General features: G+C 35.9%; 25 protein-coding genes. 7 read left to right on the top strand and 18 right to left on the bottom strand.

The genetic code is table 11. The annotated features are described in order from the left end of the window. Positions 1-162 precede the first annotated feature (162 nt). From QA612_RS02155 to QA612_RS02145, 3 genes are read left to right on the top strand one after another with little or no spacing between them, the layout of a single operon-like run. Complete coding sequence (locus tag QA612_RS02155; RefSeq protein ID WP_278282085.1) at positions 163-996, top strand: hypothetical protein; 834 nt, start codon at positions 163-165, stop codon at positions 994-996. A 24-nt stretch (positions 997-1,020) separates the two neighbouring features. Beyond that, a complete protein-coding gene (locus tag QA612_RS02150; protein ID WP_278282084.1) occupies positions 1,021-1,830 on the top strand; it encodes a hypothetical protein in 810 nt (269 codons plus the stop codon). 50 nt (positions 1,831-1,880) lie between these two features. Further along, positions 1,881-2,669 (top strand): hypothetical protein, encoded by a 789-nt coding sequence (locus QA612_RS02145; RefSeq protein ID WP_278282083.1) that lies wholly within the window; start codon positions 1,881-1,883, stop codon positions 2,667-2,669. A 161-nt stretch (positions 2,670-2,830) separates the two neighbouring features. Here QA612_RS02145 and bcp read toward each other — a convergent pair whose 3' ends face one another. From bcp to QA612_RS02120, 5 genes are all read right to left on the bottom strand, one after another. Then, positions 2,831-3,301 carry a thioredoxin-dependent thiol peroxidase gene (gene bcp, locus QA612_RS02140; RefSeq protein ID WP_278282082.1) on the bottom strand — a complete coding sequence of 157 codons (471 nt, stop codon included), beginning with the start codon at positions 3,299-3,301 and terminating at the stop codon, positions 2,831-2,833. Between the two features lie 68 nt (positions 3,302-3,369). After that, positions 3,370-3,780 carry a potassium channel family protein gene (locus tag QA612_RS02135; RefSeq protein ID WP_347568852.1) on the bottom strand — a complete coding sequence of 137 codons (411 nt, stop codon included), beginning with the start codon at positions 3,778-3,780 and terminating at the stop codon, positions 3,370-3,372. A gap of 89 nt (positions 3,781-3,869) precedes the next feature. Beyond that, the gene (locus tag QA612_RS02130) at positions 3,870-4,655 is read right to left on the bottom strand and encodes an ABC transporter permease (RefSeq protein ID WP_278282081.1); all 786 of its coding nucleotides are present in this window, start codon (positions 4,653-4,655) and stop codon (positions 3,870-3,872) included. Between the two features lie 4 nt (positions 4,656-4,659). After that, the gene (locus tag QA612_RS02125; protein ID WP_278282080.1) at positions 4,660-5,460 is read right to left on the bottom strand and encodes an ABC transporter permease; all 801 of its coding nucleotides are present in this window, start codon (positions 5,458-5,460) and stop codon (positions 4,660-4,662) included. After that, the gene (locus QA612_RS02120; RefSeq protein ID WP_278282079.1) at positions 5,453-6,463 is read right to left on the bottom strand and encodes an ABC transporter ATP-binding protein; all 1,011 of its coding nucleotides are present in this window, start codon (positions 6,461-6,463) and stop codon (positions 5,453-5,455) included. The genes QA612_RS02125 and QA612_RS02120 overlap by 8 nt, the downstream gene beginning before the upstream one ends. 312 nt (positions 6,464-6,775) lie before the next feature. Between QA612_RS02120 and QA612_RS02115 the strand changes: the two genes are divergently transcribed. The 3 genes from QA612_RS02115 to QA612_RS02105 all read left to right on the top strand — a co-directional run bounded on the left by QA612_RS02115 (position 6,776) and on the right by QA612_RS02105 (position 14,710). After that, positions 6,776-8,071: a glutamate-1-semialdehyde 2,1-aminomutase gene (locus QA612_RS02115; protein WP_278282078.1), complete on the top strand. Its 1,296-nt coding sequence runs from the start codon at positions 6,776-6,778 to the stop codon at positions 8,069-8,071. A 297-nt stretch (positions 8,072-8,368) separates the two neighbouring features. Next, positions 8,369-12,865 carry a glutamate synthase-related protein gene (locus QA612_RS02110; protein ID WP_278282116.1) on the top strand — a complete coding sequence of 1,499 codons (4,497 nt, stop codon included), beginning with the start codon at positions 8,369-8,371 and terminating at the stop codon, positions 12,863-12,865. Between the two features lie 762 nt (positions 12,866-13,627). Beyond that, a complete protein-coding gene (locus tag QA612_RS02105) occupies positions 13,628-14,710 on the top strand; it encodes an aromatic acid exporter family protein (RefSeq protein ID WP_278282077.1) in 1,083 nt (360 codons plus the stop codon). A 472-nt stretch (positions 14,711-15,182) separates the two neighbouring features. Here the strand turns inward: QA612_RS02105 and QA612_RS02100 are convergent, their stop codons facing one another. The 13 genes from QA612_RS02100 to fabL all read right to left on the bottom strand — a co-directional run bounded on the left by QA612_RS02100 (position 15,183) and on the right by fabL (position 24,512). Further along, positions 15,183-15,500 carry a hypothetical protein gene (locus QA612_RS02100; protein ID WP_278282076.1) on the bottom strand — a complete coding sequence of 106 codons (318 nt, stop codon included), beginning with the start codon at positions 15,498-15,500 and terminating at the stop codon, positions 15,183-15,185. Positions 15,501-15,619: 119 nt separating this feature from the next. Next, positions 15,620-15,958, bottom strand: a complete 339-nt coding sequence (locus QA612_RS02095; protein WP_278282075.1) for a type II toxin-antitoxin system PemK/MazF family toxin — start codon at positions 15,956-15,958, stop codon at positions 15,620-15,622. Then, positions 15,948-16,145, bottom strand: coding sequence for a DUF2281 domain-containing protein (locus QA612_RS02090; RefSeq protein WP_278282074.1), 198 nt, complete (start codon positions 16,143-16,145; stop codon positions 15,948-15,950). Before QA612_RS02090 ends, QA612_RS02095 begins: the two co-directional genes overlap by 11 nt. Before the next feature lie 143 nt (positions 16,146-16,288). Then, complete coding sequence (locus tag QA612_RS02085; RefSeq protein WP_278282073.1) at positions 16,289-16,669, bottom strand: VOC family protein; 381 nt, start codon at positions 16,667-16,669, stop codon at positions 16,289-16,291. Positions 16,670-16,714: 45 nt separating this feature from the next. Further along, entirely contained in the window at positions 16,715-17,095 is a 381-nt protein-coding gene (locus tag QA612_RS02080; protein WP_278282072.1) for a helix-hairpin-helix domain-containing protein, read from the bottom strand. A gap of 452 nt (positions 17,096-17,547) precedes the next feature. After that, complete coding sequence (locus QA612_RS02075) at positions 17,548-17,787, bottom strand: hypothetical protein (RefSeq protein WP_278282071.1); 240 nt, start codon at positions 17,785-17,787, stop codon at positions 17,548-17,550. Between the two features lie 17 nt (positions 17,788-17,804). Then, positions 17,805-18,302 carry a hypothetical protein gene (locus QA612_RS02070; RefSeq protein ID WP_278282070.1) on the bottom strand — a complete coding sequence of 166 codons (498 nt, stop codon included), beginning with the start codon at positions 18,300-18,302 and terminating at the stop codon, positions 17,805-17,807. A gap of 182 nt (positions 18,303-18,484) precedes the next feature. Continuing rightward, entirely contained in the window at positions 18,485-19,072 is a 588-nt protein-coding gene (locus QA612_RS02065; protein WP_278282069.1) for a GNAT family N-acetyltransferase, read from the bottom strand. Between the two features lie 999 nt (positions 19,073-20,071). Continuing rightward, complete coding sequence (locus QA612_RS02060) at positions 20,072-21,814, bottom strand: ABC transporter ATP-binding protein (protein ID WP_278282068.1); 1,743 nt, start codon at positions 21,812-21,814, stop codon at positions 20,072-20,074. Between the two features lie 149 nt (positions 21,815-21,963). Beyond that, positions 21,964-22,491, bottom strand: coding sequence for a nucleoside tri-diphosphate phosphatase (gene ntdP / locus QA612_RS02055; protein ID WP_278282067.1), 528 nt, complete (start codon positions 22,489-22,491; stop codon positions 21,964-21,966). A 23-nt stretch (positions 22,492-22,514) separates the two neighbouring features. Beyond that, positions 22,515-22,985, bottom strand: a complete 471-nt coding sequence (locus QA612_RS02050; protein WP_278282066.1) for a DUF3939 domain-containing protein — start codon at positions 22,983-22,985, stop codon at positions 22,515-22,517. A gap of 452 nt (positions 22,986-23,437) precedes the next feature. Continuing rightward, entirely contained in the window at positions 23,438-23,647 is a 210-nt protein-coding gene (locus tag QA612_RS02045) for a gamma-type small acid-soluble spore protein (RefSeq protein WP_278282065.1), read from the bottom strand. A gap of 103 nt (positions 23,648-23,750) precedes the next feature. After that, on the bottom strand, positions 23,751-24,512 hold the full coding sequence (gene fabL, locus QA612_RS02040; protein ID WP_278282064.1) for an enoyl-[acyl-carrier-protein] reductase FabL: 762 nt from the start codon (positions 24,510-24,512) through the stop codon (positions 23,751-23,753). Between the two features lie 254 nt (positions 24,513-24,766). Here fabL and QA612_RS02035 point away from each other — a divergent pair, with 254 nt between their 5' ends. Beyond that, positions 24,767-24,991 carry a cytosolic protein gene (locus QA612_RS02035; protein ID WP_278282063.1) on the top strand — a complete coding sequence of 75 codons (225 nt, stop codon included), beginning with the start codon at positions 24,767-24,769 and terminating at the stop codon, positions 24,989-24,991. Positions 24,992-25,046 lie beyond the last annotated feature (55 nt).

Here is a 25,046-nt window from a genome sequence, read left to right as displayed (position 1 = left end):
AATGGTTTTATTTCTTATCATTCGCCCATAAGGTGTAAATATTATGTTAAAATTTTACACAAGAAAACCTTAGTAAGGAAAAAGCTTTTTACTAGTAAAAGATTTCACCACATGGTCATCAGGCCATGTTTCATATAGTCTTTTGTAAAAGGAGACATAATCATGAATAAACTTTTGATACTCTTTTTTCTCTCCATTGTCTTTTTAGGAGGTTGTCAAGCACCAGATGAAGAAGAGTTTGACTTTTCTGGACGGAGTCTCGGACTAAATTATGAGCTAAATATGTTAACAATATTTATTGAAGATAATGTATACGGGGATGAATTCCAGTATTATACACATGACGATTTTAGTATTGAAGAATATGAGGTCGAAGCATACCGGGCTTTTATAACTGAGGAAACTAAATTCATTTTAGAGGAAACTGGGGAGGAGCTAAAACTTCCGTCTAGAGAAGAAATTTACATGGGAGTTACTTATTTCGATGAGCATCTCCTCTCTCTTTTCCAAGGAACAGGTCGTCAAGTTGACGTGAAAGTAGAAGAGGATTTTTCACCTAAGAAATTAACGAATCGTTCAGACTATATTGTTTTCGATCATCATTTTATCCCAATTTATACAGCTAAAGAAATTGTCCTCTCCTCGCTAAACTTTGAAGACTTTTTATCTCAATTCTTTCTAAACTCCAGAAATGGACAAAATGATTATTTTGTTACTATTATTACTGAACCAGGAAGTGATGAGGAAAGGGAGTTTCATGCGTACTACAATAGATATGCTCAGGATCTCCAATTGCCATATCATTCACCAAACATCTATCATCACATGATTGATAGTCTTTATTTTGAATCCTTTCATCCTCCAGAGGAGTATAGGTACTACCCTATTATTTTAGTAGTACATGACTCAGAAGTAATTCATCATTCTGATAATTGGGATGAAACCGTTGAATTTATTGATGATATTGTTGATGATAGTAGTGATGAAAATTTTTAATTGTACCAAAGAGGAGACATTTGAATGACAAAACGATTATTACTAGTTTCCCTAGTTTATTTTTTCCTAATAGGCTGTGAAACTACTAATGAAGATGAATATGATTTCAATGGCCGAAGCCTAGGTATCAGTCACATGGAAAATCTAGTGACCGTTTTTGTGGAAGATAATTTCATGGGGACTGAAATTGGCCCCTTTGATCAGCAAAGTTTCAATCGAGATACATATGAAGTGGAAGCGTACCGAGTTTTATTAACTGAAGATACAAGAATCATTTTAGACGAAACAGAAGAAGAAATAGACATGATTATTAGAGAGGATGAAGCTCTAGAATTAACCCGTTATAACGATAACATCGTCTCTCTTTTTACTGGAAATGGACGGGAAATTTCTATTAAAGTAGAAGAACCCTTTTCCAATGAAACAAGTAGCAACCGTAATGACTACATTCTTTATGATCATCAATTATTACCTATTTATACAGCAGAAGAAGTAAGGATTTATCCTCTTCAATTTCAAGATTTTTTATATCGGTTTAGACACTTTGGAAATCAGTACACATTGATCGGTATATTTGAATCTGGGAGCAGTGATGAGCAACAATTCAACATGTATTATAATGACTACTTGAAGGAGATAAATGATTCAGGGTCAGGAATACAACCTATTCATTTTTTTACCTTCGACAGTGGTTATTTCGAAACATTTAATCCACCTGAAGAATACATACATTATCCATTGTTTTTAATTCTGTCCGATTCTTCAGTAGAGCATTTTTACGAATGGGAGAAAGCGATTAAATTTCTTGAAGACAATAACATAGTAGATAATTAAGGTTTAAAACATCTTTATACATTCCAATGACAGGAGAAAAAGAAAATACGATGAAAAAGATAATGTTATTATTGTTTGCCTTCACTATTTTTTTAGTAGGATGTAACGACGAGACGGAAGATGAGGACACTTATGATTTTACTGGGATAAATCTAGGGAATTTTTATATGGAGGATTCTGATTTTTTAACGATTTTTGTTGAAGACACTCTCGGTGGAAATGAGTTGAAAAGTGATTATTATTACGACTATGACATACAGGATTATGACGTAGAAGCTTATAGAGTGTTACTGACAAAGGACACAGTTTTTCTAATGGAAGAAACCGGAGCAGAGCTAGATTTACATGACATGGCCGACGAGATGTGGTTCCACATTGGTGTTACCCAACGTATAGACGTAAAAACAGTGGAAAAATTTGAACAAATAATCTCCGTTGATAGAGATGAATACATTACTTTTGAGCAGCGTTTATTACCAATGTACACGGCTGAAAAAATACGTATTCCCCCATTTACATACGAAGATTTCATTTCCATGGTCTTGCCATTTAATAACGAATTTTTAACCATCCTTATGATAGTAGAAGATTATATGGATTATGATTGGGATCTATACGATGAATACCAACAAAAGCTAGATCAGTATTCTACAAGAGATTCCCCACTCTACTTGTCTAGTATTGCAAACGATGAGTATACAAGCTATTATTTGAAACCTTTAAATATCGAAGAGTATCCTACATTCCTTGTTATTGATGAATCAGGAGAATTGTTACGTTCTACAGCCTGGGATGATGTTTCATCTTATTTAGAAGAAAATTTTACAACGGTTGACTAAAATATGAAAAAACGGCAAAATTACTTAAGAAACGCTAACCTTTAAAGTGCGACTGAACTGTTTTAAGCAGTCAGTCGCCCTTCTTTTGTGCCTTACCTCACTACGGATAGTATGGTAATATCGTTTTTTCACCTTAATCATTTCCAAACTAACTTACTTACTTACTTCACACTTTCTCGTAAAAACTCCAACGCTTCCTCTACATGTCCCTTTACTTTCACTTTTCTCCACTCTTTCATTACCTTCCCATCTGGATCAATAACAAAGGTGGACCGTTCAATACCCATATATTCCTTCCCAAAGTTCTTCTTAAGCTTCCAAACACCAAAGGCTTCCGCAAGTTCCTTTTCTTCATCTGCTAGCAATTCAAATGGAAGATCATGCTTGTCTATAAATTTCTCATGCCTTGCTACTGGGTCTGGACTAACCCCTAAAATGACTGCATTCAAGTCTTTGAAGCTTTCATGATTATCTCGGAAATCACACGCTTCCGTTGTGCAACCTGGTGTCATATCTTTCGGGTAAAAATAAAGAACCACATACTTCCCACGATAGTCAGCTAAGCTAACCTCTTTCCCTTCATTTGTCTTCACTTTTACATCTGGTACTTGTTGTCCCATTTCCACTGTCATTTTACCGATTCCTCCTTTAATGGTCATTCAATTATCTTTACCATAAGGATACCCAAACGAAACCAAACCTACAAACGTTCCGGCTTCGTTTCTCTGTAAAAAACAGTAGTGACAACAAATGCAGCAGGAAGCAAATAGCCAATCAACGCCTGAACCATGGCAATCCATCGTCCAATACCTTGAGGAATGATGTCCCCGTACCCAACCGTTAATAGGGTGACCGCACTAAAGTACATCACATCCTCCACTAAGTGTGGAAAGGATTCGTATTTTAATTCCTCCCCCTCCAATAAAACGGACAATCCTAAAAGTTCTAAGCTTAAATATAAGGCACCGAAGCCAGTCATTACCGTTGCATAAACGAGCACTAATACTATAAAATTCCGTAATGAAATTCTACGGCCTTCTGGAGGCTGATTCTTTAATAATAGAAACAAGCTCATAACAATCCCTGTTAATGCTGCTATTATAATGAACAAAATAAAGAGGTTCCCCACCTACATCACCTCAATTTAACTTATGTTAAACAAAAGCGATTTAGGACAAGGAACCTCTATTTTTTTAAAGTTTAATTCCCAGCACCCCGATACCTTTTAACACCACTATTCCAAAGAATAATTGCAATGGATAAAAAGATAACTCCCATCACTGGCGTCAAAAAGGCATAACCATACCATTCCGTTCGCCCTAAGAAAAAGGCAGAAGGATAAACACCAACAAAGGCAAATGGCAAAATCCAAGTTAATACAAAACGAATAACGTGATTATAAATATCAACAGGATAGCGACCATAGTTCCCAATGTTATACATCATTGGCATAATGTCTGTCTTACTGTCAGACCAAAAGCTAATACTAGCAAGACTAATAAATATCCCTGCATAGATGAAAGCTCCACCAATGACCATGAAAAGGAAAACAAATGGATCATACCAGCTTAATTCTAATCCAAGCTGATTACCTGCATAAAACATAATCACAAGACCAGTAACAACCCCAAACATAGACTCTAGCTCCATACGTTCAATGACAATTTGAAACAAACTATGAATGGGTCTCGTTAACACACGGTCCATTTCTCCCTTTACAATATACCGATCATTAAAATCCCAGATGTTAAAAAAGGAAGAAAAAATAGCGTATGGCACTAAGAAAAATCCATAAATAAAAATAATTTCCTCGCGACTCCAGCCGTTCAATAACGTCGTATGGCCAAAAACAACCAGTATAAATACTAGATTCACCGCTTGGAATAGGAAATCACTAAAAATCTCTACTATGAGATCTCCTCGATAGGTTAACCGTGTCTTTAAATATTGCGAAGCATATTGAAAAAAGATAGAAAAATAAAACACACCATTAACCTCCTTGCACGATCAATTGTCGTTTTGCAATTACCCACAATAGCTGAATCGGAATGATCAAGAAGAAGCACCAAAATAACTGAATACCTAATGCAGAATAAATCTCAGCTCCCGTAAAGCCTTCTGTAAAAATCATAGACGGTATGTAGCTAATTGCTTGAAACGGTAAAAACCCCATAATATCTTGCGCCCACATAGGATAAAAGGAAATTGGTAGGAGTAATCCAGAAAACAAATCAATCACTACCCGTTTCCCTCGAATTAATCCCGTATTATATAGAAGGAAAAAGGTAAGAATCCCCGTTAATAGGTTCAACTGTGTATTGACGATAAAGCTAAATATAATTGATACAATAAACAACAACCAAACCGTTATGCTATTTGAAAAATCGATAGGAAACGCTAACCCTATAATGACCATTCCTGGTACAGAAAAGAATAATAGTCTAAAGAGTCCTTCCCCTAAGCCTTGCATCGTTTTGATACCAAGGTAGTTATACGGTCTAATCATTTCAATAGCTACTTTTCCTTCTTGTATTTCCTGCGCAATCTCTCTATCAATATTATTAAAATAGAAGGCACGTGCCATCCACGCAACAGCTATGTACGTGGTCATTTGTGTGACACTCATCCCTTCAATTGATTCCTGCGATCCATAAATAGCTTGCCATAGAAAGTAATACGCCCCAATATTAATGGAGTAAATGAGAATTCCACTATAATAATTTGTCCGATATGCTAGCATCATTAAAAATCGAATGCGAATCATTTCCACATAAACAGAGAAGTTACCCATGACTCATACCTTCTTCATAAATATTACGAATAATTTCTTCTGTAGAAACGTGATTGATTTTTACATCTGTTATGGAATGATTTAGCATTACCTGACTCATAAGCTTAGAAACTGTATCATCATCTCCATCTACCATAGCGATCCACTGATGACTCCTTTCCCCTTGACGCCACTTCACATCGAACTGACTACTCACCATCTCTAAAGAACCCAGTTCCACCGGATGTTGGAATTCAAAACGTACTTCCTTTCCTTCCACCCAATTTTTTTGCAACTGGTCTAACCGACCATCGTAAATAATTTTTCCTTCATCTAATAACACCACTCGATCACACAGCGCTTCTATATCCGCTAAGTCATGTGTCGTGAGAAGAATCGTTGTTTTATACTTTTGATTGATCTTTTTTAAAAACTCTCGTATTTTCATTTTCACAAGAACATCGAGACCAATCGTTGGTTCATCTAAAAATAACAATGGTGGATTGTGAATAAGTGCCGCTGCAAGCTCGCATCTCATCCGTTGTCCAAGGGAAAGCTTACGTACAGGCTTATCCAATAACGGTTCAATTTCTAAGGTTTCAATAACCTCTTTCATATGAGTTTCATAATCTTCATCAGAAACTCGATATACCTTTTTTAATAATCGAAAGGATTCTTGTACCGCTATATCCCACCAAAGCTGAGATCTCTGACCAAAAACAACCCCGATTGTCTGAACAAACTTTTCCCGTTCCTTATGTGGATTCATTCCATTCACTCGAACCTCTCCACCAGTGGGAGTTAGAATTCCTGTTAACATTTTTATTGTAGTAGATTTCCCTGCACCATTCTCACCGATATACCCAACCATTTCCCCTTGCTTCACCTGTAGAGAAATGTCATCAACTGCACGGAGCACCTTATAATTACGTGTAAATAAATCACGAAAAGCACCACTTAACCCAGATCGACTGGAGTAAGACTTAAATTCCTTACGAAGTTCCTTCACTTCAATCACATTCATCCTCAACCCCTCCTTACATCACAACTATAATAGTTTACCTAAAGGCGTTGTTCAGTTCAAGAACGGACTATTTTAGATGGAGTTAGGAGTTTTTCGTGTGCTATGAGCAGGTTTCGAGGTTCTATGAGCAAATTTTTGACTTCTATGAGCAGGTTTCCGCTTTCTATTGAGCCACTTTCTCATTTCTATGAGCCACTTTCCACGTTCTATGAGCCCCCCACTTCAATGACCAACTCCCCCCATCCATGAATACAGACGGATAAAATGATACAATAACCTTGGATTAAACAAACCAAATTGGAGGTAGACTACGTGAATTTTTCAAAATCTGAGACTTTATATAATGAAGCAACGGAAGTAATTTTAGGTGGCGTTAACAGTCCATCTCGCTCCTTTAAAGGTGTAGGTGGCGGGTCACCTGTTTTTATGAAAAAAGCAAAGGGAGCATACTTTTGGGATGAGGATGGCAATCAGTACATAGATTATCTAGCTGCATATGGCCCCATTATTACTGGGCATGCACATCCACATATTACAAAAGCAATTCAAGAGGCTGCTGAAGATGGAATTTTATACGGAACGCCTACTATTTATGAAAACAAGTTCGCTAAGATGATTAGAGAAGCCATTCCATCTATGGAACGAATTCGTTTTGTTAACTCAGGAACAGAAGCGGTCATGACTACGATCCGCGTTGCCCGTGCATACACAGGACGAGACAAAATTATTAAATTTGCTGGCTGCTACCACGGACACTCCGACCTTGTTCTCGTTGCTGCAGGCTCAGGACCTTCAACACTAGGGAATCCAGATTCAGCAGGAGTCCCAAAAAGCATTGCTCAAGAGGTAATAACCGTACCCTTTAACGATATTCAAAGCTTTCAAGAAGCGATGAACCATTGGGGAGATCAAATCGCTGGTGTACTCGTTGAACCGATTGTAGGAAATTTCGGTATCGTAGAACCGGAGCCTGGTTTTTTACAACAGGTTAATGATCTTACCCACCAAGCTGGTGCTTTAGTTATTTACGATGAAGTAATCACTGCCTTCCGTTTCCATTACGGTGGTGCACAGAACTTACTTGGAGTAGAACCCGATATTACTGCATTGGGAAAAATAATAGGGGGCGGCTTACCAATTGGGGCTTACGGAGGAAAAAAGGAAATTATGGAGCAGGTAGCTCCACTAGGTCCTGCTTATCAAGCTGGTACGATGGCAGGAAATCCTGCATCCATCCGTTCTGGTATTGCGTGCTTAGAGGTCCTTCAACAGGAGGATACTTATACAAAACTTGAACTATTAGGAGCAATCCTTGAAAAAGGAATTATTGCTTCTGCAAAAAAATACAATATCCCGATCTCCATAAACAGGTTAAAAGGTGCTCTGACAGTCTACTTCGGAGTACACAATGTTCGAAATTATGAGGATGCAGAAAATAGTAACAGTGAAATGTTTGCTTATTTTTTCAAAGAAATGTTGAAACACGGTATAAATTTAGCCCCTTCAAAGTATGAAGCTTGGTTCCTTACCATTGCACATACGGAAGAAGATATACAAAAAACAATCGAGGCAGTAGAATCTGTTTTTTCTAAATGGGACAATGCATAAATATACATTATTTTATGAGGATTATCTTAGGATATTCCTCTTTCCTTTTTAACGCACAGAATGAAAACGTTTACAGTAACGTATTTTTATTCTTTTCCAAAACTTCACATATTGTTCACATTGTATGTTATATCCGTTTTGTTGTATAATTAATTGAAATATCTTATGAAAAGTGTTATTGTTATAAGTAATTCTGATTATTCTGTAATTGCAGATTAATCTGGGCTTTTTATGTGAGGTTTTCTCCCGTAAAAATCTTATATTCTTTTTAGGAGGTGGGTCAGGTTGACCAATAAAATGACGAAGAAAGAACATGACAAACTGATCCAATCATTCAGAGGTGCCACAAAGGTTGAACATGACAGTTGTGGAATTGTGGCTTTTATAGAAAAAGAAAATAAGGCTACAAAAGAAAACATTGACAACACGATTGACGCATTAGTGAAGATGAACCACCGAGCAGGTTTCATCAACGAAGAAGGGGATGGAGTTGGTATTCATATCGACGTCCCGAAAGCATTATGGAAAAAGAAGTTAGAAGCTGCAGGTGTTTCAGCTAATTATGCTGATGAAAAAACATTTACAGTAGGGCATTTTTTCATTGATCGTGAATATGACGCAAGTAGCATTCAAGATGAAGTCCGTAAGAAATTTAGTGACAAAGGTTTATCCTTAATTTTCGAAAGTGTTAATGAAACAAATACAGAAGCTTTAGGTCCAATCGCTAAAAAAGTAGAACCTGTTTTTTGGCAAGTTGCATTAATAGGAACTAAAAACACAAAATCCGAATCTCTTGCTTCTCTTTTGTTTGATCTAACAGTTCAAATTGAGGAAAATACAGCAATTCACGTAGCATCATTAAGTAATGAGCACGCTGTATACAAGGTAATGGGGGCTGGAGACATTTTACCAAGATTCTACAATGACTTAGCTGACCCTCTTGTAGCATCAACAGCAACATTAGGACATAATCGTTATTCAACAAACACATCATCAAATTTTTTCCGTGTTCAGCCTTTTAGTATTCTTGGACATAATGGAGAAATTAATACAATTGCTAAACTCCGTGACGAAGCGAATATGCTTGGTGTACCATTAGATGGCGGCGGAAGTGACTCCCAGGATTTAAATAGAGTAATAGATACGTTCGTTTCAAGACATGAATTAACTCTATTTGAAGCATTAGAGGTCCTGTTCCCTCCAATCGTAAATGAAATTAATAAGTTTCCAAATCATTTAAGAGATTTATATAGTTATATAAGAGAAGCTTGGGGACACTTTGCTCAAGGTCCAGCTGGAATTATCTCACGTTATAAAGATGAAGCTGTATTTAGTGTAGACGCGCTAGGTCTTCGTCCAGTATGGATGCTTGAAACAGACACAAGCTATATATTCGCATCAGAGCAAGGTCTATTTACTTCAGACAATTATTTATCTGAACCTAAGCCTTTAGCTCCTGGTGAAAAAGTAGGGCTTATCCGTAACGAACAAGGAGTTATTGATGTTTATTGGCATGACAAGCTTCAAGAAGTAGTGTATGATCGCATGTCTACAAAATTAAATATTGAAAATGCTGGTAGTCGTTTATCTACTAAACTATCAACTTCAGCAGATTCCATTCAGTTCCAACAGAACATTAATCCTTCTGTCTATGCTGCAAACGGATGGGATAGAGAGCACATTCAGCTTATTGAGCAGATGGCTGAAAAAGGAGCAGAACCAATCCGTTCTTTAGGACATGATGCACCTTTAGCTGCTTTACACCCAGGTAGAAAAAATGTAGCAGACTTTATTAAAGAAAGTGTGGCAGTTGTTACAAATCCAGCTATTGACCGAGATCGCGAAATGGAACATTTCTCAACACGTGTCGTAATTGGTAAGCGTCCTTCCTTATTTAATAAGGAGCAACTAAAAACAATTGTACAGCTTGAATCCCCACTTATTGCAGAAGGTATTGCAGGGAAAGCTTTATTAGAAAGTTATAATCAGACAACTTATGAATCATTACTTGCTAAGTATAAGAAAGCAAATGAAGCACACATCCTACCAATGGTTCGTTTTGAAAATGAATCGGTTGAGGAAGCATTAAGCAGATTAAACAGTGATTCAAGTAAAGCTATTGATGATGGAAAAACATTAATTGTATTTGATGATCACGGTACACATTCTGGAGACAAGTATTGGATTGACCCACATTTGGCTATTTCAGCAGTAGACCAAGGACTTACACACGAAGAAAAACGACGTGACTGTTCTTTCGTTCTACGTTCTGGAAGTATCCGTACCTTACACGACATCGCTGTAGTATTTGGACTTGGGGCAGATTTAATTCACCCGTATGTCATGTTCTCAACAGTTGTGGAGGAAGATGGAGAGCCAGCTGTAAAATTATACAGTGCTTTAAATAAAGGTCTTGAAAAAGTTATTTCCACTATCGGTATTCATGAGTTACGTGGTTATGGACGACTTTTCTCTTCTATGGGGTTAAATGAAGAAATTGCAGAAAAATTAAACATCGTTAATTTCCTAGGCGGAAAAGATTTAAACTACAATTTTGACAACATGAAAGAAGACAGCATTAAGCGTAAAGAAGAATATGGTAATGATAAAGCGCGCCCAGGTAAAACATTCCATATCTTCCCTCGCTTATGGAAAGCTCTTGGAGACTTAGCATCTGGTAAAGCAGATTATAGTGCATTCCGAGAAAAGCTTGCTGAGCAAGAAGAAAAGAATCCTATTAGTATTCGTCACTTAACGAAATTAAAGAATGTAGAGTCTAACGTGAACCCTGAAGATGTAGATGTTAGTGTTAAAAACCATGACCTTCCATTCTTGATTAGCTCTATGTCCTTCGGTTCCCAAAACGAAACGGCATTCCGTGCATATGCAGAAGCTGCAGATCGCCTGAACATGATCAGCTTCAATGGTGAAGGTGGAGAAATTAAGGATATGCTAGGTAAATATCCTAATACTCGTGGTCAGCAAATTGCATCTGGACGTTTCGGTGTAAATGTGGAGCTAGTGAACTCTACTAATTTATTAGAAATTAAAATTGGTCAAGGTGCGAAGCCAGGTGAAGGTGGACATCTTCCAGGTTCGAAGGTAACAGATAAGGTTGCTGCTGCACGTAACGCAACAACAGGATCTGATTTAATTTCACCATCGAACAACCATGATATATACTCGATCGAGGACTTAGCACAAATCATTACGGAGATTAAAACTGCAAATGACCAAGCAAAAGTTTGTGTTAAAGTACCTATTGTTCCAAACATCGGTACAATTGCTGTTGGTGTAGCAAAAGCGGGTGCTGATTTCATTACATTAAGTGGATTTGACGGTGGTACAGGTGCGGCTCGTGTCCATGCACTTCAACACGTTGGTCTCCCAGCTGAAATCGGTGTTAAAGCAGCTCACTTCGCCCTTCTTGAATCAGGCCTACGTCATAAAGTAGAAATTTGGGCTGACGGAGGAGTGAAAAGTGCCTTAGATACTATTAAGCTCATGCTTCTAGGTGCAAACCGAGTTGGTTTTGGTACTTTATCTATGATTGCAGTAGGATGTACTGCTTGTCGTGGCTGTCATTTAGATACATGTCACGTTGGTATTGCTACACAAATTGAATCAGAGGCTCAAGCAAAAGAGCATGGTCTTCGTCGATTTGTTCCTCGTGAATTTGATTTAGCTGTGCAAGGACTTATGAATATGTTTGGTGCATTCGGTAAAGAGCTTCAAGCATTAACTGCTTCTCTCGGTGTCAAACGTACGCAAGATCTCGTTGGGCGTGCTGATTTATTAGAGCAGGTTCAAGGCTTAGATCAAATGAACTTAAGCGAATTATTATCTACACTACCGGAGCAAGATGTTGCACCATTCGAACCAGTTCCGGCTGTAGAAACAGAATCAGCACAATTAGCTTTAGCAGTTGGAGCAGAATATTTAGATGGTAACGTAGAAGAACTTACTTCTTCTCGTGAGTTTGAATCAGTTACTGCAGAGCAACGAGTAATCGGAAGTCGTGTTGCCTGTCACCGAGTTCGTGGTAAACTCGACGGTTCCTACCGACAATTACCTGAAATTGACCTTCGTTACACAAAAGGATCGATCCTTGGTAATGGACTTGGGGCTTACAACAGTGATGGTGTAAACATTCACATTACTGGTGGAGCACAAGATGGTGTTGGTAAAACCTCATTCGGTGGAAGCTTCAAGATTCTTAAATCTAAAGGTCGTCTCGGACAATTTGTAAATGGTTCCGTTGGTAAGGGTGCTGGATATGGTGCTCAAAAAGGACTATTTATTATTCAAGGTAACGCTGATGCTCGTGCAGGTATTCGCCTATCTGGAGCAGATATGATCTTCGGTGGCCGCTTGAAAGAGACACTACCTAAAGATCGTTCCTATAACGTTGGTGTTCATGCAAACCTTAAAGGCTTTGCTTTTGAATACATGACAAACGGTCGAGGATTAGTGCTAGGTGACCCTGGTCCATGGATTTGTGCAGGTATGACAGGTGGAGTTGTTTACTTGCGACATGACCCTGAAATGGGCTTAGATGATGCAGCATTAAACTCTCGTATTGCAAAAGGTGCAAAAGTAAGTGTCGAACCTTTATCTGAAAATGGTCTTGCTGATGTTACTGAATTACTATCGTTATATTACGATGAGTTACAAAATCAAGGTCAAGACGAAGAAGTTGCTTATATTGAAAACTTGCTTAAAGATCCAGCAAGTCACTTCAAACAAGTTGTACCAGTAAAACAACAAGCTGACCCAGCTGTTTCTACTGAGTAATTTCTTTCAACTATTATAAAAGTAAGTAAAAAAGTAAGATACGGTGGTGCCCCAGACGTTCATTCGTTTTGGGGCACTTTTTCTTATGGAGAGGGGGTAGAAGGATTGGGATTTTAGCTGAATGAAGGGGATTTTGTTGTTTAGAAGGGAGTTTGAATTTGCTTGATGTTTGTAGAGGGGAGATCATTCTCAGGGCTTCAGGAACTTGCTTAAAGGATCGAGCTGCTGCTTGATCCCTTCACTCTTATGATATGTTTCCTTCCGGGGGGATAGCGGCCTCCTATGTTACCGCAAATACTATTAATGTCACTTTCCGGGAAGATAGAACTCTTTTATTTTCACTTTCCGGGAAGATAGAACCCTATTATTGATCCCGCATATAGTATAGATCCTCTTCTCAACCTCCAAATTACTGTTGAACCCAGTATATTAATATCCAGCACCAACGCTGCTACTATTTCCAGATAATTAAGCTACGCTAAATCCAAAATGATTACAAACTTGTTTTACAAAAATCGTTTTATAACAATAGTTTTTAGGAGGGAGATAAAGGTTTAGCCGTTGTTTTTTGAAGGTAATAGGATAACACATTTAATTTTTTCCAATGTAATAAAATCTACCCTTGATTGTTTTACAAAAGGGGTGTATAGTCGTTTCGGTATAATAAATTCTTAACATATTAGGAAAGAATAAATTATACCTATTATATATAGATAGCTTGTTTAATAAGAAAGATATAGAAAGAAAGGGATTTTGGACACTATGAGGCTCGGAGCCCGAATTTTTAAAACTGGTTTAGCCGTTATGTTAGCACTGTATTCATCCATGTGGTTAGGCTTTGCGACACCCGCTTTTTCAGGTTTAGCAGCATTTTTTGCCGTACAACCCTCTGTGCATAAGAGCTTTATGACAATTAAAGATCAAATTCAAGGGAACGTTTTAAGTGCAATTTTAGCAATTATTTTTGTTTTAGCCTTTGGACATGAACCCTTTGTCATAGCAGTAGTTGTTATGCTCGTTATCGCCATCCATATTAAGCTAAAGAAGGAAGCTATTATTCCTTTAGCTGTTGTTACATCCATTATTATTATGGGAAGCCCTACGGATGAATTTATTCATTTTGCTACAAATCGATTTTTCTTAATTATGATTGGGGTACTTTCTGCTTTTATTATTAACTTAATTTTTTTACCACCAAAACATGAGAACTTGCTTTACCATAAAATTGCTGATACGAACGAGCAGATCATTCAATGGATCCGATTGATTGCCCGTCACGAGGCTGAGTATCGGACCTTAAAAAAGGATTTGGAAAAACTAAAGGAGTCTCTCGTAAAAATTGAAAATTTATTTTTACTTTATAAAGAGGAACGAAATTATTTAAGAAAAAATGAATATTCACGTTTACGAAAAGTTGTATTATTTCGTCAGATGGTTCAAGGTTCTAAAAAAGCCATCTCAATCCTGAAAAGCTTAAGTAAATATGAAAATGTTATTCATCATTTTCCAGAGGAGATGCAGGATGTCATTCAAACGCAGCTGGAATATTTAACGAATTATCATGAAAGAATTCTTCTAAAATATATGGGGAAGGTCAGGGCCTCTCACAGCACGACTGATCTTTTTGATGACATTGAAACTAGAAAGCAGCATTTAACAGATTTATTTTTGACCCTTCATAACGATCCAGAAATCGATCAAAGTGAATGGATTCATTTATTCCCAGTGGTTGCCTTAATTATCGAATATAGTGAAGAGCTAGAGCATCTTGACCAATTAGTCGATGGATTCTTTAAGTACCACACATCAGAAAATGAAGTGAAAATTCGAGAAAAAGAGCTTTGATTTAATCTGTATCAACGACAAAACTTAGACATTAAGGAAGACCGGGCAGAATTAAATCGTAACGGGTTTACTTGTGAGGTGCCAAACGGTAAAACATAGACAAATTCACTTGCTTAATCACACATCTATCTCAAATAAAATCACAGTAAATTCGCATATTAAAACGGCATGAAGAACTGATTCTTCATGCCGTTGTTTTTATATTTGCTTATTGAACTAAGCACACGTTAGCACAAGAAGTATTTAATTACCTTTAGGTTTGAAAAATTTAAATAAAAGCATTCCTATTCCAATAAGTACAACTATAATCGCCACTGGTACTAAAATATTCAATATCATTTCCATGCCCCTTCGCTTTATTTCTTACAACTCTTTATAAAAGCATCCTCCCGCTATGTTGAACAAGATCGATGACAGCTTTTTGTGCTAACGCAACCCGTTTGTTGAACAGGAAACCACATGCAAATTTTATTTAGAATGGATTCTCCCCTTTTAAAAAGGGAACTGCGATTATATAAATAGAACCGATAAAAAAGAGCCAAAAAATCTTTGATGTAAGAAATCGATTATAAAATTTAACTTCCTTAAATATAAAAAATCCCATAATTGCTATATAAACTACAAAGAGAAAATATGAAATACCAAACCAATTAACCCAAATATTCCCCATATATTCAATTCCGTATCTTCCGTAGAAATTACCTGCCATATTTACAGTTAAATAGAATCCTAATGCCAAAAAGAAAAATAATTCAATTGACCTACCAACATCTTTTATAAATACTTGCAAAATAACACCACCTATATAGTTCCTGCTCCTTTACTATCGCAACCCGTTTGTTTAAGTGTACCCTTTCACAAACATCCCCAATATAAAAAGAGGACTGCAATACAGTCCTTTCTGATTCTTTATTTAATTAGCTCATTAAGTTTTGTTCGAACATCTTCCAAAACTTCAGTTTTAACTTGTCCAAATTTCTTTCTGACAATATGTTTAGATAATGTATAAACTTTGTCAGCTCTAATTGCTGATGTAACTTTAAGTTCGCCTTCTTTTAAATCTTTTGACTCAATTACTACTGAATAATCAAGATTCCTTAATTGTGAAGTAACAGCTACAACAATGATGTCGTCAGTCATTTTATTATAACTATCACCTGAAATCACAAGCACAGGGCGTTGCTTTCTATTTGTTAAATCACTGAATGGAACAGGTAACAAAACGATATCACCCTGTTTATGCATCATTCCAAACCTCATCATCAATGTCATTATCCCAAAAATCTAAGCTACTTTCACTAGCCTTTGTTAAATCCTCAGATAAGCTTTTTTCCCTTTTTATTCTTAGATACTCTGCAAAATCCAGGATTTTATCCACTTCTTGTTCAGATATTTCATCAATAATCTTAAGTAAACGCTCTTTGGCTGTATTCATATTGCGTTCACCTCTTCCATGAGTAGTTTATTATATTATATCATGAAACGTTACCTTCCTCGATAGTCCAAGATTAAAATATTCTTCAAGAAACGCAACCCCGTTAATGCAATAAGAAACGTATTTCGCTTAGCTTATTTAGATTAGATATTTTCATAAATTTCTATTAGTGAATCCGCAGGGTCTCTAAAATGAGCCACTTTAATACCCCAATCCTTTTGCTCGGTAGGCTCAGTTATAAAATTTACTTTACCTTTTAATTCTTGATATTTTTCTTCGACACTATTTACTTTAAAAATCAAGGCTGTCTTATCTCTTTTATCAGTCTTAGTTGAGTATTCAGTACCTATTGCTTCAACCATTTGTTTGCGTTCAAATATCCCTAAAGTACAACCGTTGAATTTAAAGTCAGCATAATTGGAATTTTCATTTCCCCAAGATAATTCAAATCCCAATACATCTCTATAAAAAAGAAAACATTCTTTATAGTTATCAACAAGTAAACGAGTGTGTGTAAGTTCCATTCAAAAACCTCCCATTGATTTCCATTAATAATTTTTAATCACAATTCACTCATACCAAGCATTAATGGGTCTATTTTGAGGAAAACCATTCATTCCTCTGTACGCCTTTCTTTCTTCTGTAAAATCAAACCATTGTTTATTGCTCTTGGGGTCGTTTGCATAGTTAACCACACAACGAATTTGGTCTTCAACACAACTATCAGTCCATACACCCAATTCTTTTTCTAATTGGTCAAAAAGTTGAGCTGCATTCTTATCCTTAATTTGCGATAATGAAAAAAGGTACAACTTAAAAACCAACTTTTCAGCTAATTTATAACCAACGGAGGGAACAGTTTGAAATTCAGCCAGTCCCTTTAAAACATTAGCTTTTCTAAGTTTTGATTTTTCCTCATGTGTTAGTGGCAGTTTGGTATTCGAACCCAAAAACTTCCCTCCTTTATTATTAAAGATTACTGTTCGTTAGTACAATAAAAATTACATTTACTTATAGAAGTATTCTCCCCGTTCCATAACAGTTGCATCAGCTTGTGCCACTTAACTGCGTCTTTAGCACAAGAAGGGATTACTCATAGTGAACAATTACACCATATAGTTGAAGAAGAAAATGAACTTCCATTAAAACTGTATTACTAATTCATATATTTAATCTATTATCTAAATCATCTTTTTATAGATGAGTTTAAATCGTGCTCCCAGTTTAAGCCGTCAAATGATTTTTGCCAAGAACTATGTATGGTGTCTCTTGACTCATTAATTTTCCCGATAAACCGCTGACTAAATTCTAATGGTGAAAAATCTGATGTATCCCTCCACAACTTCCAAACATCATCTTCAAAACTCATGTTATATATACGAGTTACACTTCTGGAATCAAATTAGTGTTGTAAATATTTACACGTATTAGAATCATAGTCATAAACAATCGTACTACTTGGGAATTCAGGTTGATTCATAAGGGTTCGCTGAACGATAAACTTTTCTTTTTCCATCCAATCAAAAATTGTTTCTCCACAAATTGATTTTGTTTGAAAATGTGGGGGAATTACTTCTACTTCCCATTTACCAATTAAAAATCCCAATCGTATTAACGCTTCTTCACGAACTGATTTTTTCAACAATAATCTCCGCTTGTTTAATACTCTTCCATTAAACCGTCCTCAATAAGCCCTTTATCGAAATGATATAACACTAATTTATCTAACTCTTTAAAAGTTTTAATGTTAACATCTGTTTCATGTTCCATTTCGAATAAGTCTTCGTAAAAATTATTAAACCTTACATAAACATTTTTCATTTTTTCATAATCTTCATCTTCAATAATCCCGTTATCAATGATTCTTTGGTAAAACTCAGATATTCCCCAAAAATAATCAATAGGTTTATTATGAGGATGAATTCTTAATGCTAACAAAGTATTATGTGCGATGATATTTTCTCTTAGTTCCGTTAATGTTTCTATATCTGGATTATTTTTTAATTCCTCTAATAGGCATACATCATCTTTAATTCCTGATGCAAATGTACCTACAACCCTATTTTCAAGTTCTTTTTGATTTTTAAATTGATTATAGAAAAGTAGTGAAGTTATGATTAATAAACCAATAAGTATATACACTATATATTTTTTCAATCGAAACTACTCCTTTCCCATAATATTTAAGTTACTCGTTTGAAAATGATTTCCACATAAGAAATATTAATTCCTTCTTCCACACCCCACTGTTTTTAACATTATTTTCCAATTAGTAGTGTATAAAAACGAGCTGCATTTATTACAGCCCGAATTTTAACTCTTTCCCGTGACTCTAATAATCAAACAAATTCATTAAACATATATTTCTTAATTTCGTCCCATTCAGAATGGAGAATACTAAAGTATACGTCATCTCTACTTACTCCAGATGTATCTATATAATTTGCTCTAAAAACTCCTTCTTTTGTTGCTCCTAACTTTTTAATTGCTTTTTGAGAACGAGTATTTCTTACATCAGCACTAAATTGAACTCTTCTAATTTCCAATTCTTCAAAGGCGAATTTTAATAGCTCAAATTTACAAGCTTTATTTAGTCCTGTCCCTCTAAAAGGTTTACCGTACCAAGTCCAACCAATTTCTAACCGTTTGTTATTAAATTGAATATTGCCGTACCGTGTTGAACCCGCTACTTCGTTAGTTCTTTTGTCAATTATTATAAAAGGATATGAATTTCCTTCATTTCTTTGGTTTGCAGTTTGAGTAACATACTTTTCCAACTCGCCGTCACTTTTACATTCAATTGTGTAATATACTTCCTTATCATAGATAATTTTCTTAAGCTGCTCTTTGTACTTTTCTTCAAACGGAACTAACTTAACAATATGATTTTCTAATATTATGTTGTTAGAATAAAAGTCATTCATCATTACATTTCTCCTTAATCAATCAGTTTAAATATTACAATTAATATCATAATTTCTAATATGCTTATCAAACAATCCTCCTCTTTAGTTTAACATCATTTTCCAGTCAGAAGGTGCAAAAAAAGAGCTGCAACATTGCAACTCGAAATTTTACAAACGCACTCCCGTTAGTAAAAATCACCTATGTATTACGGATTACTCATGTTGAAAATTAGATTTTTAGTACCAAAACAATGTTTGCTCTATGGTTCGTCTTGGATTTTGTTTCTAAAATTAAAGTTACAACCCCTGCAAGTTTGTTTTCAACAAAAGATCCAAATGTAAAGAAATGGTCAAATTTCAATCGGTTTTCAAAATTTTCAAGAGTATATTCCTTTTCCTCAGGGTATATTTCTTTCCATCAATGTGAATAGGTGGGCGAAATACTATGTGATTCGTGTCTGTTTAACGATAAAATACTGATATAACAACAAAAAATCACATGTGATTTCTTCTGTGAAATCGCATGTGATTTTACTTGGGATTGGCTTGTTTGTACCTCTGAAGTAAACATGTTCTATTAAACGACTCGGTCTTTTGTTGTTTAAGGTCTACCATGAAAATAAGTGTTATCGAACGTATCAGGATTAACAAATACAGTTTAGGTTAATCATTCGTTCCAATTGGATTAAATATTTTCATTATCCATGGTGCAAGATTTTTCTTGCATCGAGGACTGAAAATACGAAAGCCTTGCAAAATAATGGGAAAGTGGATTTACGGAAAAAAGTAAAGGATATCGTTCCTACAAACGGTGAAAAATCACAAATACGGGATGAATGAAGCCTATATTCTTCCCGCAATCGGTGGAAAAACATAAATGTGGGCTGAATGAAGCCTATATTCTTCCCGCAAACAGTATTAGATTGGAATTGCGGGAAGGTAGTATATCTTAGATAGAAAATTATCATCCTCATGGTGCAAATTCCAATTCCATGTTTAGTCTACCCTATAATTCCCCAATCAGTTCAACTGCTGTACTTGGAAGAGGTTATGATATGCTCCTCGTTTTGTCATGAGTTCCGTATGAGATCCCATTTCTACTAGATGCCCATTCTCGATCACAATAATTTTATCTGCATGTGTAATGGTAGAAAGACGATGAGCTACAATAAATGTAGTACGGTCTTCCGCTAATCGGAACAATGATTGTTGAATTAGGTGTTCACTTTCTAAGTCTAGTGAGCTTGTTGCTTCGTCAAAAATTAAGATTTCAGGACTTTTCAAAAACACACGTGCAATTGCTATACGTTGTTTTTGTCCACCTGAAAGCTTTACACCTCGTTCACCAATGTTTGTATCATAGCCATCAGGAAGCTCCGTTATAAAGTTATGCGCATTAGCCGCTTTTGCAGCTTCAACCACTTCCTCATCAGTGGCATCAGGATTCCCCATTAAAATATTGAATCGAACGGAGTCACTGAAGATAATATTATCCTGCAATACCATACCTATGCTATCTCGCAACGAACGCATTTGATAGTCACGAATATCTTTTCCATCAATAATAATACGGCCAGAAGTAACATCATAAAAACGAGGAATTAAGCTCATGATTGTGCTTTTTCCACCGCCACTCATTCCAACAATAGCAATGGTTTCTCCTCTTTCCGCACGGAAGCTTATGTCATGTAGAACATTTTGTTCATCATCATAGCTAAAGCTTACTCTATCAAAGATCACCTCTCCCCTTGGGAAGGTATAGGGAACAGCATTTTCTTTATCTTTAATATCATATTCTTCGTCAATCAATTCGAACATCCGATCCATGGAAGCAATCGATTGGGTTAATGTAGTAGAAGAGTTCACTAGTCTTCGTAATGGATTGTATAGACGATCCATATAGGCAACAAAAGCTACCATTGTTCCTACTGTTAAGTCCGTCTGTATAACCATTGCTCCGGCAACACCAATAACTAGTACTGGTGCAATATCCGTCAAAGTATTAATAACTGCAAAGGTCTTCGCATTCCACCTAGTATGGTCAATAGCTTTATTTAAAAAATTCTCGTTTCGACTATTAAACTGCTTCTGTTCATGGTCTTCTAAAGCAAAGCTACGAATGACATTCATTCCTTGAAGTCGTTCATGTAGGTGTCCCTGTACTTCTGCTAAGGCTTGAGATCGCCTCCTAGTTAAGGACCGGAGTTTACTATAAAAATATTTTATAGAGACACCGTAGAATGGTAATAAGGATATTGCAACAATGGTTAGCCAGAAATCCATAGTAAACATTATGATAATTGCAATAATAATCGTAAACATGTCTAACCAAATATTCATCATACCTGTAATAATAAACGTTTTCGTTTGTTCAACATCATGAATAACACGAGAGATTACCTCTCCAGATTTTCTGTTAGAATAAAACTTTAAACTTAACTTTTGTAGATGGTCAAAAAGCTGCTCCCGAATATCGTATAAAATTTTACTTCCCGTCCATTGAGCAAAATATTGACGGTAAAACTCTATTGGTGGTCTTAATACAATAAAAACAAATAAGACGATACCCATCAACCAATATAATGAGGTCATTTTTTCGCTATCCGTTAAACCTTGCCCACCTATAATATCATCTATAACAAACTTTAATATGAGAGGAATAATGAGGGGAATTCCAAACTTCATCATTCCAATGATTACAGTTAAAATAATTTGCTTCCAATAAGGCTTAACAAATAATAAATACCTTTTTATACTATCCAAATATACGACACCCCCAACATTACGTAGTATTCTCAAAATTGAAGAGAGAACACAGCAGTCTAACTATCTATTTTTAACCAAAAAGAAAGAACGGTTAAAATAAAACCGTTCTCTTGTCTCTACTCTAATATAACATTGTTTGTCCATTTTTACCTATATTGAAGAAACCTTTCATACCAATACTCAATAAAACCAGGCTCAAATGGCCCCTTTTGTTGACTAACCCACGTTACTAATTCATCTACAGTTCGACGTAAAATTAATTCCACTTCATCTGGGTAGTTCATCTGTAGTTTATGTAAAGCAAACTCATCTTCATCAAGTAGCTTATACGTCATGTCTGGGAAAACCTTTATGTCTAAATCATAATCAATATATTTTAACGCTTCTTGGTCATATGTAAATGGTGTACCTAAGTTACAGTAATAATGGATTCCGTCGTTACGTATCATTCCAATTGCATTAAACCAGTGCTTTGCTGTGAAATAGCAAATGGCTGGTTCCCGCGTTCTCCAGTGTCTTCCATCTGACTCCTGGACCATAATTCTATCGTTCCCGCCGATTACTTCATTTGAAGTACCTTTTAGAATGATCGTTTCTTCCCAAACTCGATGAAGTTGTCCATTATGTTTGTAGCTATGTACTTCTATGTTACTGCCTACTTTGGGAAAACTCACTGTTCTTCTCCTTTCTATTAAAATTATCTTGGAGATCGATGTGTAACCATTCGATCGTGTTTATGCAAAAACAGTTCGAATGGAGGCTTTTCAATTAAATAATTTTTCAACTTATAATAACTAATTTTTCGATATGGATCCCCTGGAGTAATTGGTTCCTCACCCTTTTCTAAGAAATATTGATCACATGCAATTTGACAATAATCAATAAACTTAGGGTATTCCTGATTTTCAAAGATCTCAAAAGTTTCTTTGGACATATAAAATTTTTTATCAGGTTTCCCACCTAAAAAAGAGTGGAGTAAATCAAAATCAATTTCATGATTATCTAATACGATACTTCGAAGTGATACTCCTTTTTGAAGAGTTGAGGCATAATCATTAACGGCTTTTCTAACATCATCAATCGTAGCTGAAATGATAGGTACATTGTGACTGTTTTGAGAACCACTAGTGCTTTTTTTACCATTCTTTCTCTTTTTCCAAAAGAGCATCATATCCCTCCCAATTTAGAAAGGTTATCGTACTAATTTAACCAATATATGTATAAAATAACCTATTCTCTTACCTTTTCTTTCCTCTATCCATTCCATTATACTATTGATTACCTTTTTTTAAAATAAAACCTACAAAATGATTCAAACAATTTTACTACCCTGAAAGTAGCTAATCCTGATATTGATATTCTATTCATTCGCTACACCACACTTCGCTTTTACCACAAGGGTAAGTGCGATATCGGTTCTGGCTTCACTCCGTTCGCAGTCACAGAAACGGATGAATTTATCTTTGAAATAATTTTCATCCTCCATGGTGCAAATTTTTTCACTTGCATGCCTGCCAGTTCTACCCTGAAAATAAAAGTACCCCTTTTTCCGAATTAGAAAAAGGGGTACTCCGACGACACTACTGAACACTATTCGTTACGTTAGTGCAGACAACATCTTTATTGTTGTTGTCCTTTAGAAGATGCCTGTTGTTTACGTTGAGCAGATTGTTGGTTTTGTTGACGCACTTCTTGAGCATCCGTTTCAGAAGCAAACTCAAAGTTTTGTTGTTGACCTTGCTGAGCTTGTTGCCCTTGTTGAGCTTGAGCAGATTGTGCGTTTTGCTGTCTTACTTGTTGCGCATTTGTTTTAGAAGCTCTCTTTGCCATGTGTATCACCTCCACAGAAATTATGATTTCCACGAGGTGATTTTTTATCCGAAAAAAGATCAAAACATTTTTTAACAATTTAGCGCAGTGAAATCAATCACCTTTATGTTAATAATGAAATACCACCATCAACTACAAGGGTTTGTCCACAAACCATGCTTGCCTGAGGTGACAATAAAAACATTACTGCATTTGCTAGGTCATCTGGTTCTACCAATCGTCCAGCAGGGGTACGATCTATTGCATCGTTCAATAGTTCATCACGATTTGGAAAATGTGTGAGTGCATCCGTATCCACTGCACCTCCAGAAACTGCATTTACTCGAATATTAAAAGGAGCTAATTCAACTGCTAAATATCGCGTTAGTGCTTCTACTGCTGCTTTTGATACTCCTACTGTTGTATAGTTTTTTAAATAACGTAGAGAACCTAATGAGCTTAAACTGACAATTGCTCCTCCGTTATTTCCATTTTTCATCCGTTCAGCTGCCATTTGCGAACAAAATAGCATTCCTTTGTTATTAATATCCATCGTCCAATCCCAGTGACTTTCCTCCAGCTCAAGAACTGGTCGAAGTACACCTGAAGCGGCATTATTGACAAGAACATCTAGCCTTCCAAAATGTTCATCAATTAACTTAAACATTTCCTCCACTTTTTCTTTCTTAGCAATGTTTGCTTTTACTGTTAAAACTTCCACTCCTAGCTTTCGTATTTCTTCAGCCGTGTCCTCTGCTTTGCTTTTACTTCTAGCATAATTGATAACAATATTGTAATTTTGTTCCGCTAATTTTATAGCAATTTCCTTTCCGATTCCTCTACTGCTACCAGTAATCAAAGCAACTTTTTTTAATGATGTACTCATATTTGTCTCCTCACTTTTTATAGAATATTTTAATTTTGTTTTAACCTTGAATGGGCGGTCAACCATGAAAATACAACGTTTCAAATTGCTAAATTATCCATTTATCCCACTCATTCAAGAGAATATGTATTCACTACTCTAAGGATACTATATAAAGGAATGATATTTGTCAATAAGTGTGAAACGCCCTGTAAGAACAATAAAAGTAACAACATTGTTGTGTTTTAGAATTGAAGTATAAGGAGGAAATACCCATGTATGTAGGACGTGATTTTACCGAATTATCCATGACCCCTAAGACAGATTGGTCCGATAAAGAACTAGCTTATTTCCATCATAATTTACAGCAAATGGTTCCATATTTAAATTCTGAAGGGGTAACGATTCATAAGGAGATTGTAAACGAGATGATGAATCGTGGAGGATTAAACCACAAGGAAGCAAGCTGGACAAATGGTAGCCGTATTCACTATGAATAAGTATAGAAAATCCGTCATCTTTTTGTATAAAAAAATAAAGCCATGATTGGATTAG

The organism is Evansella sp. AB-P1 (genome assembly GCF_029688925.1).
Lineage (GTDB): Bacteria > Bacillota > Bacilli > Bacillales > Salisediminibacteriaceae > Evansella.
This window is presented reverse-complemented; position numbering and strand designations above follow the sequence as displayed.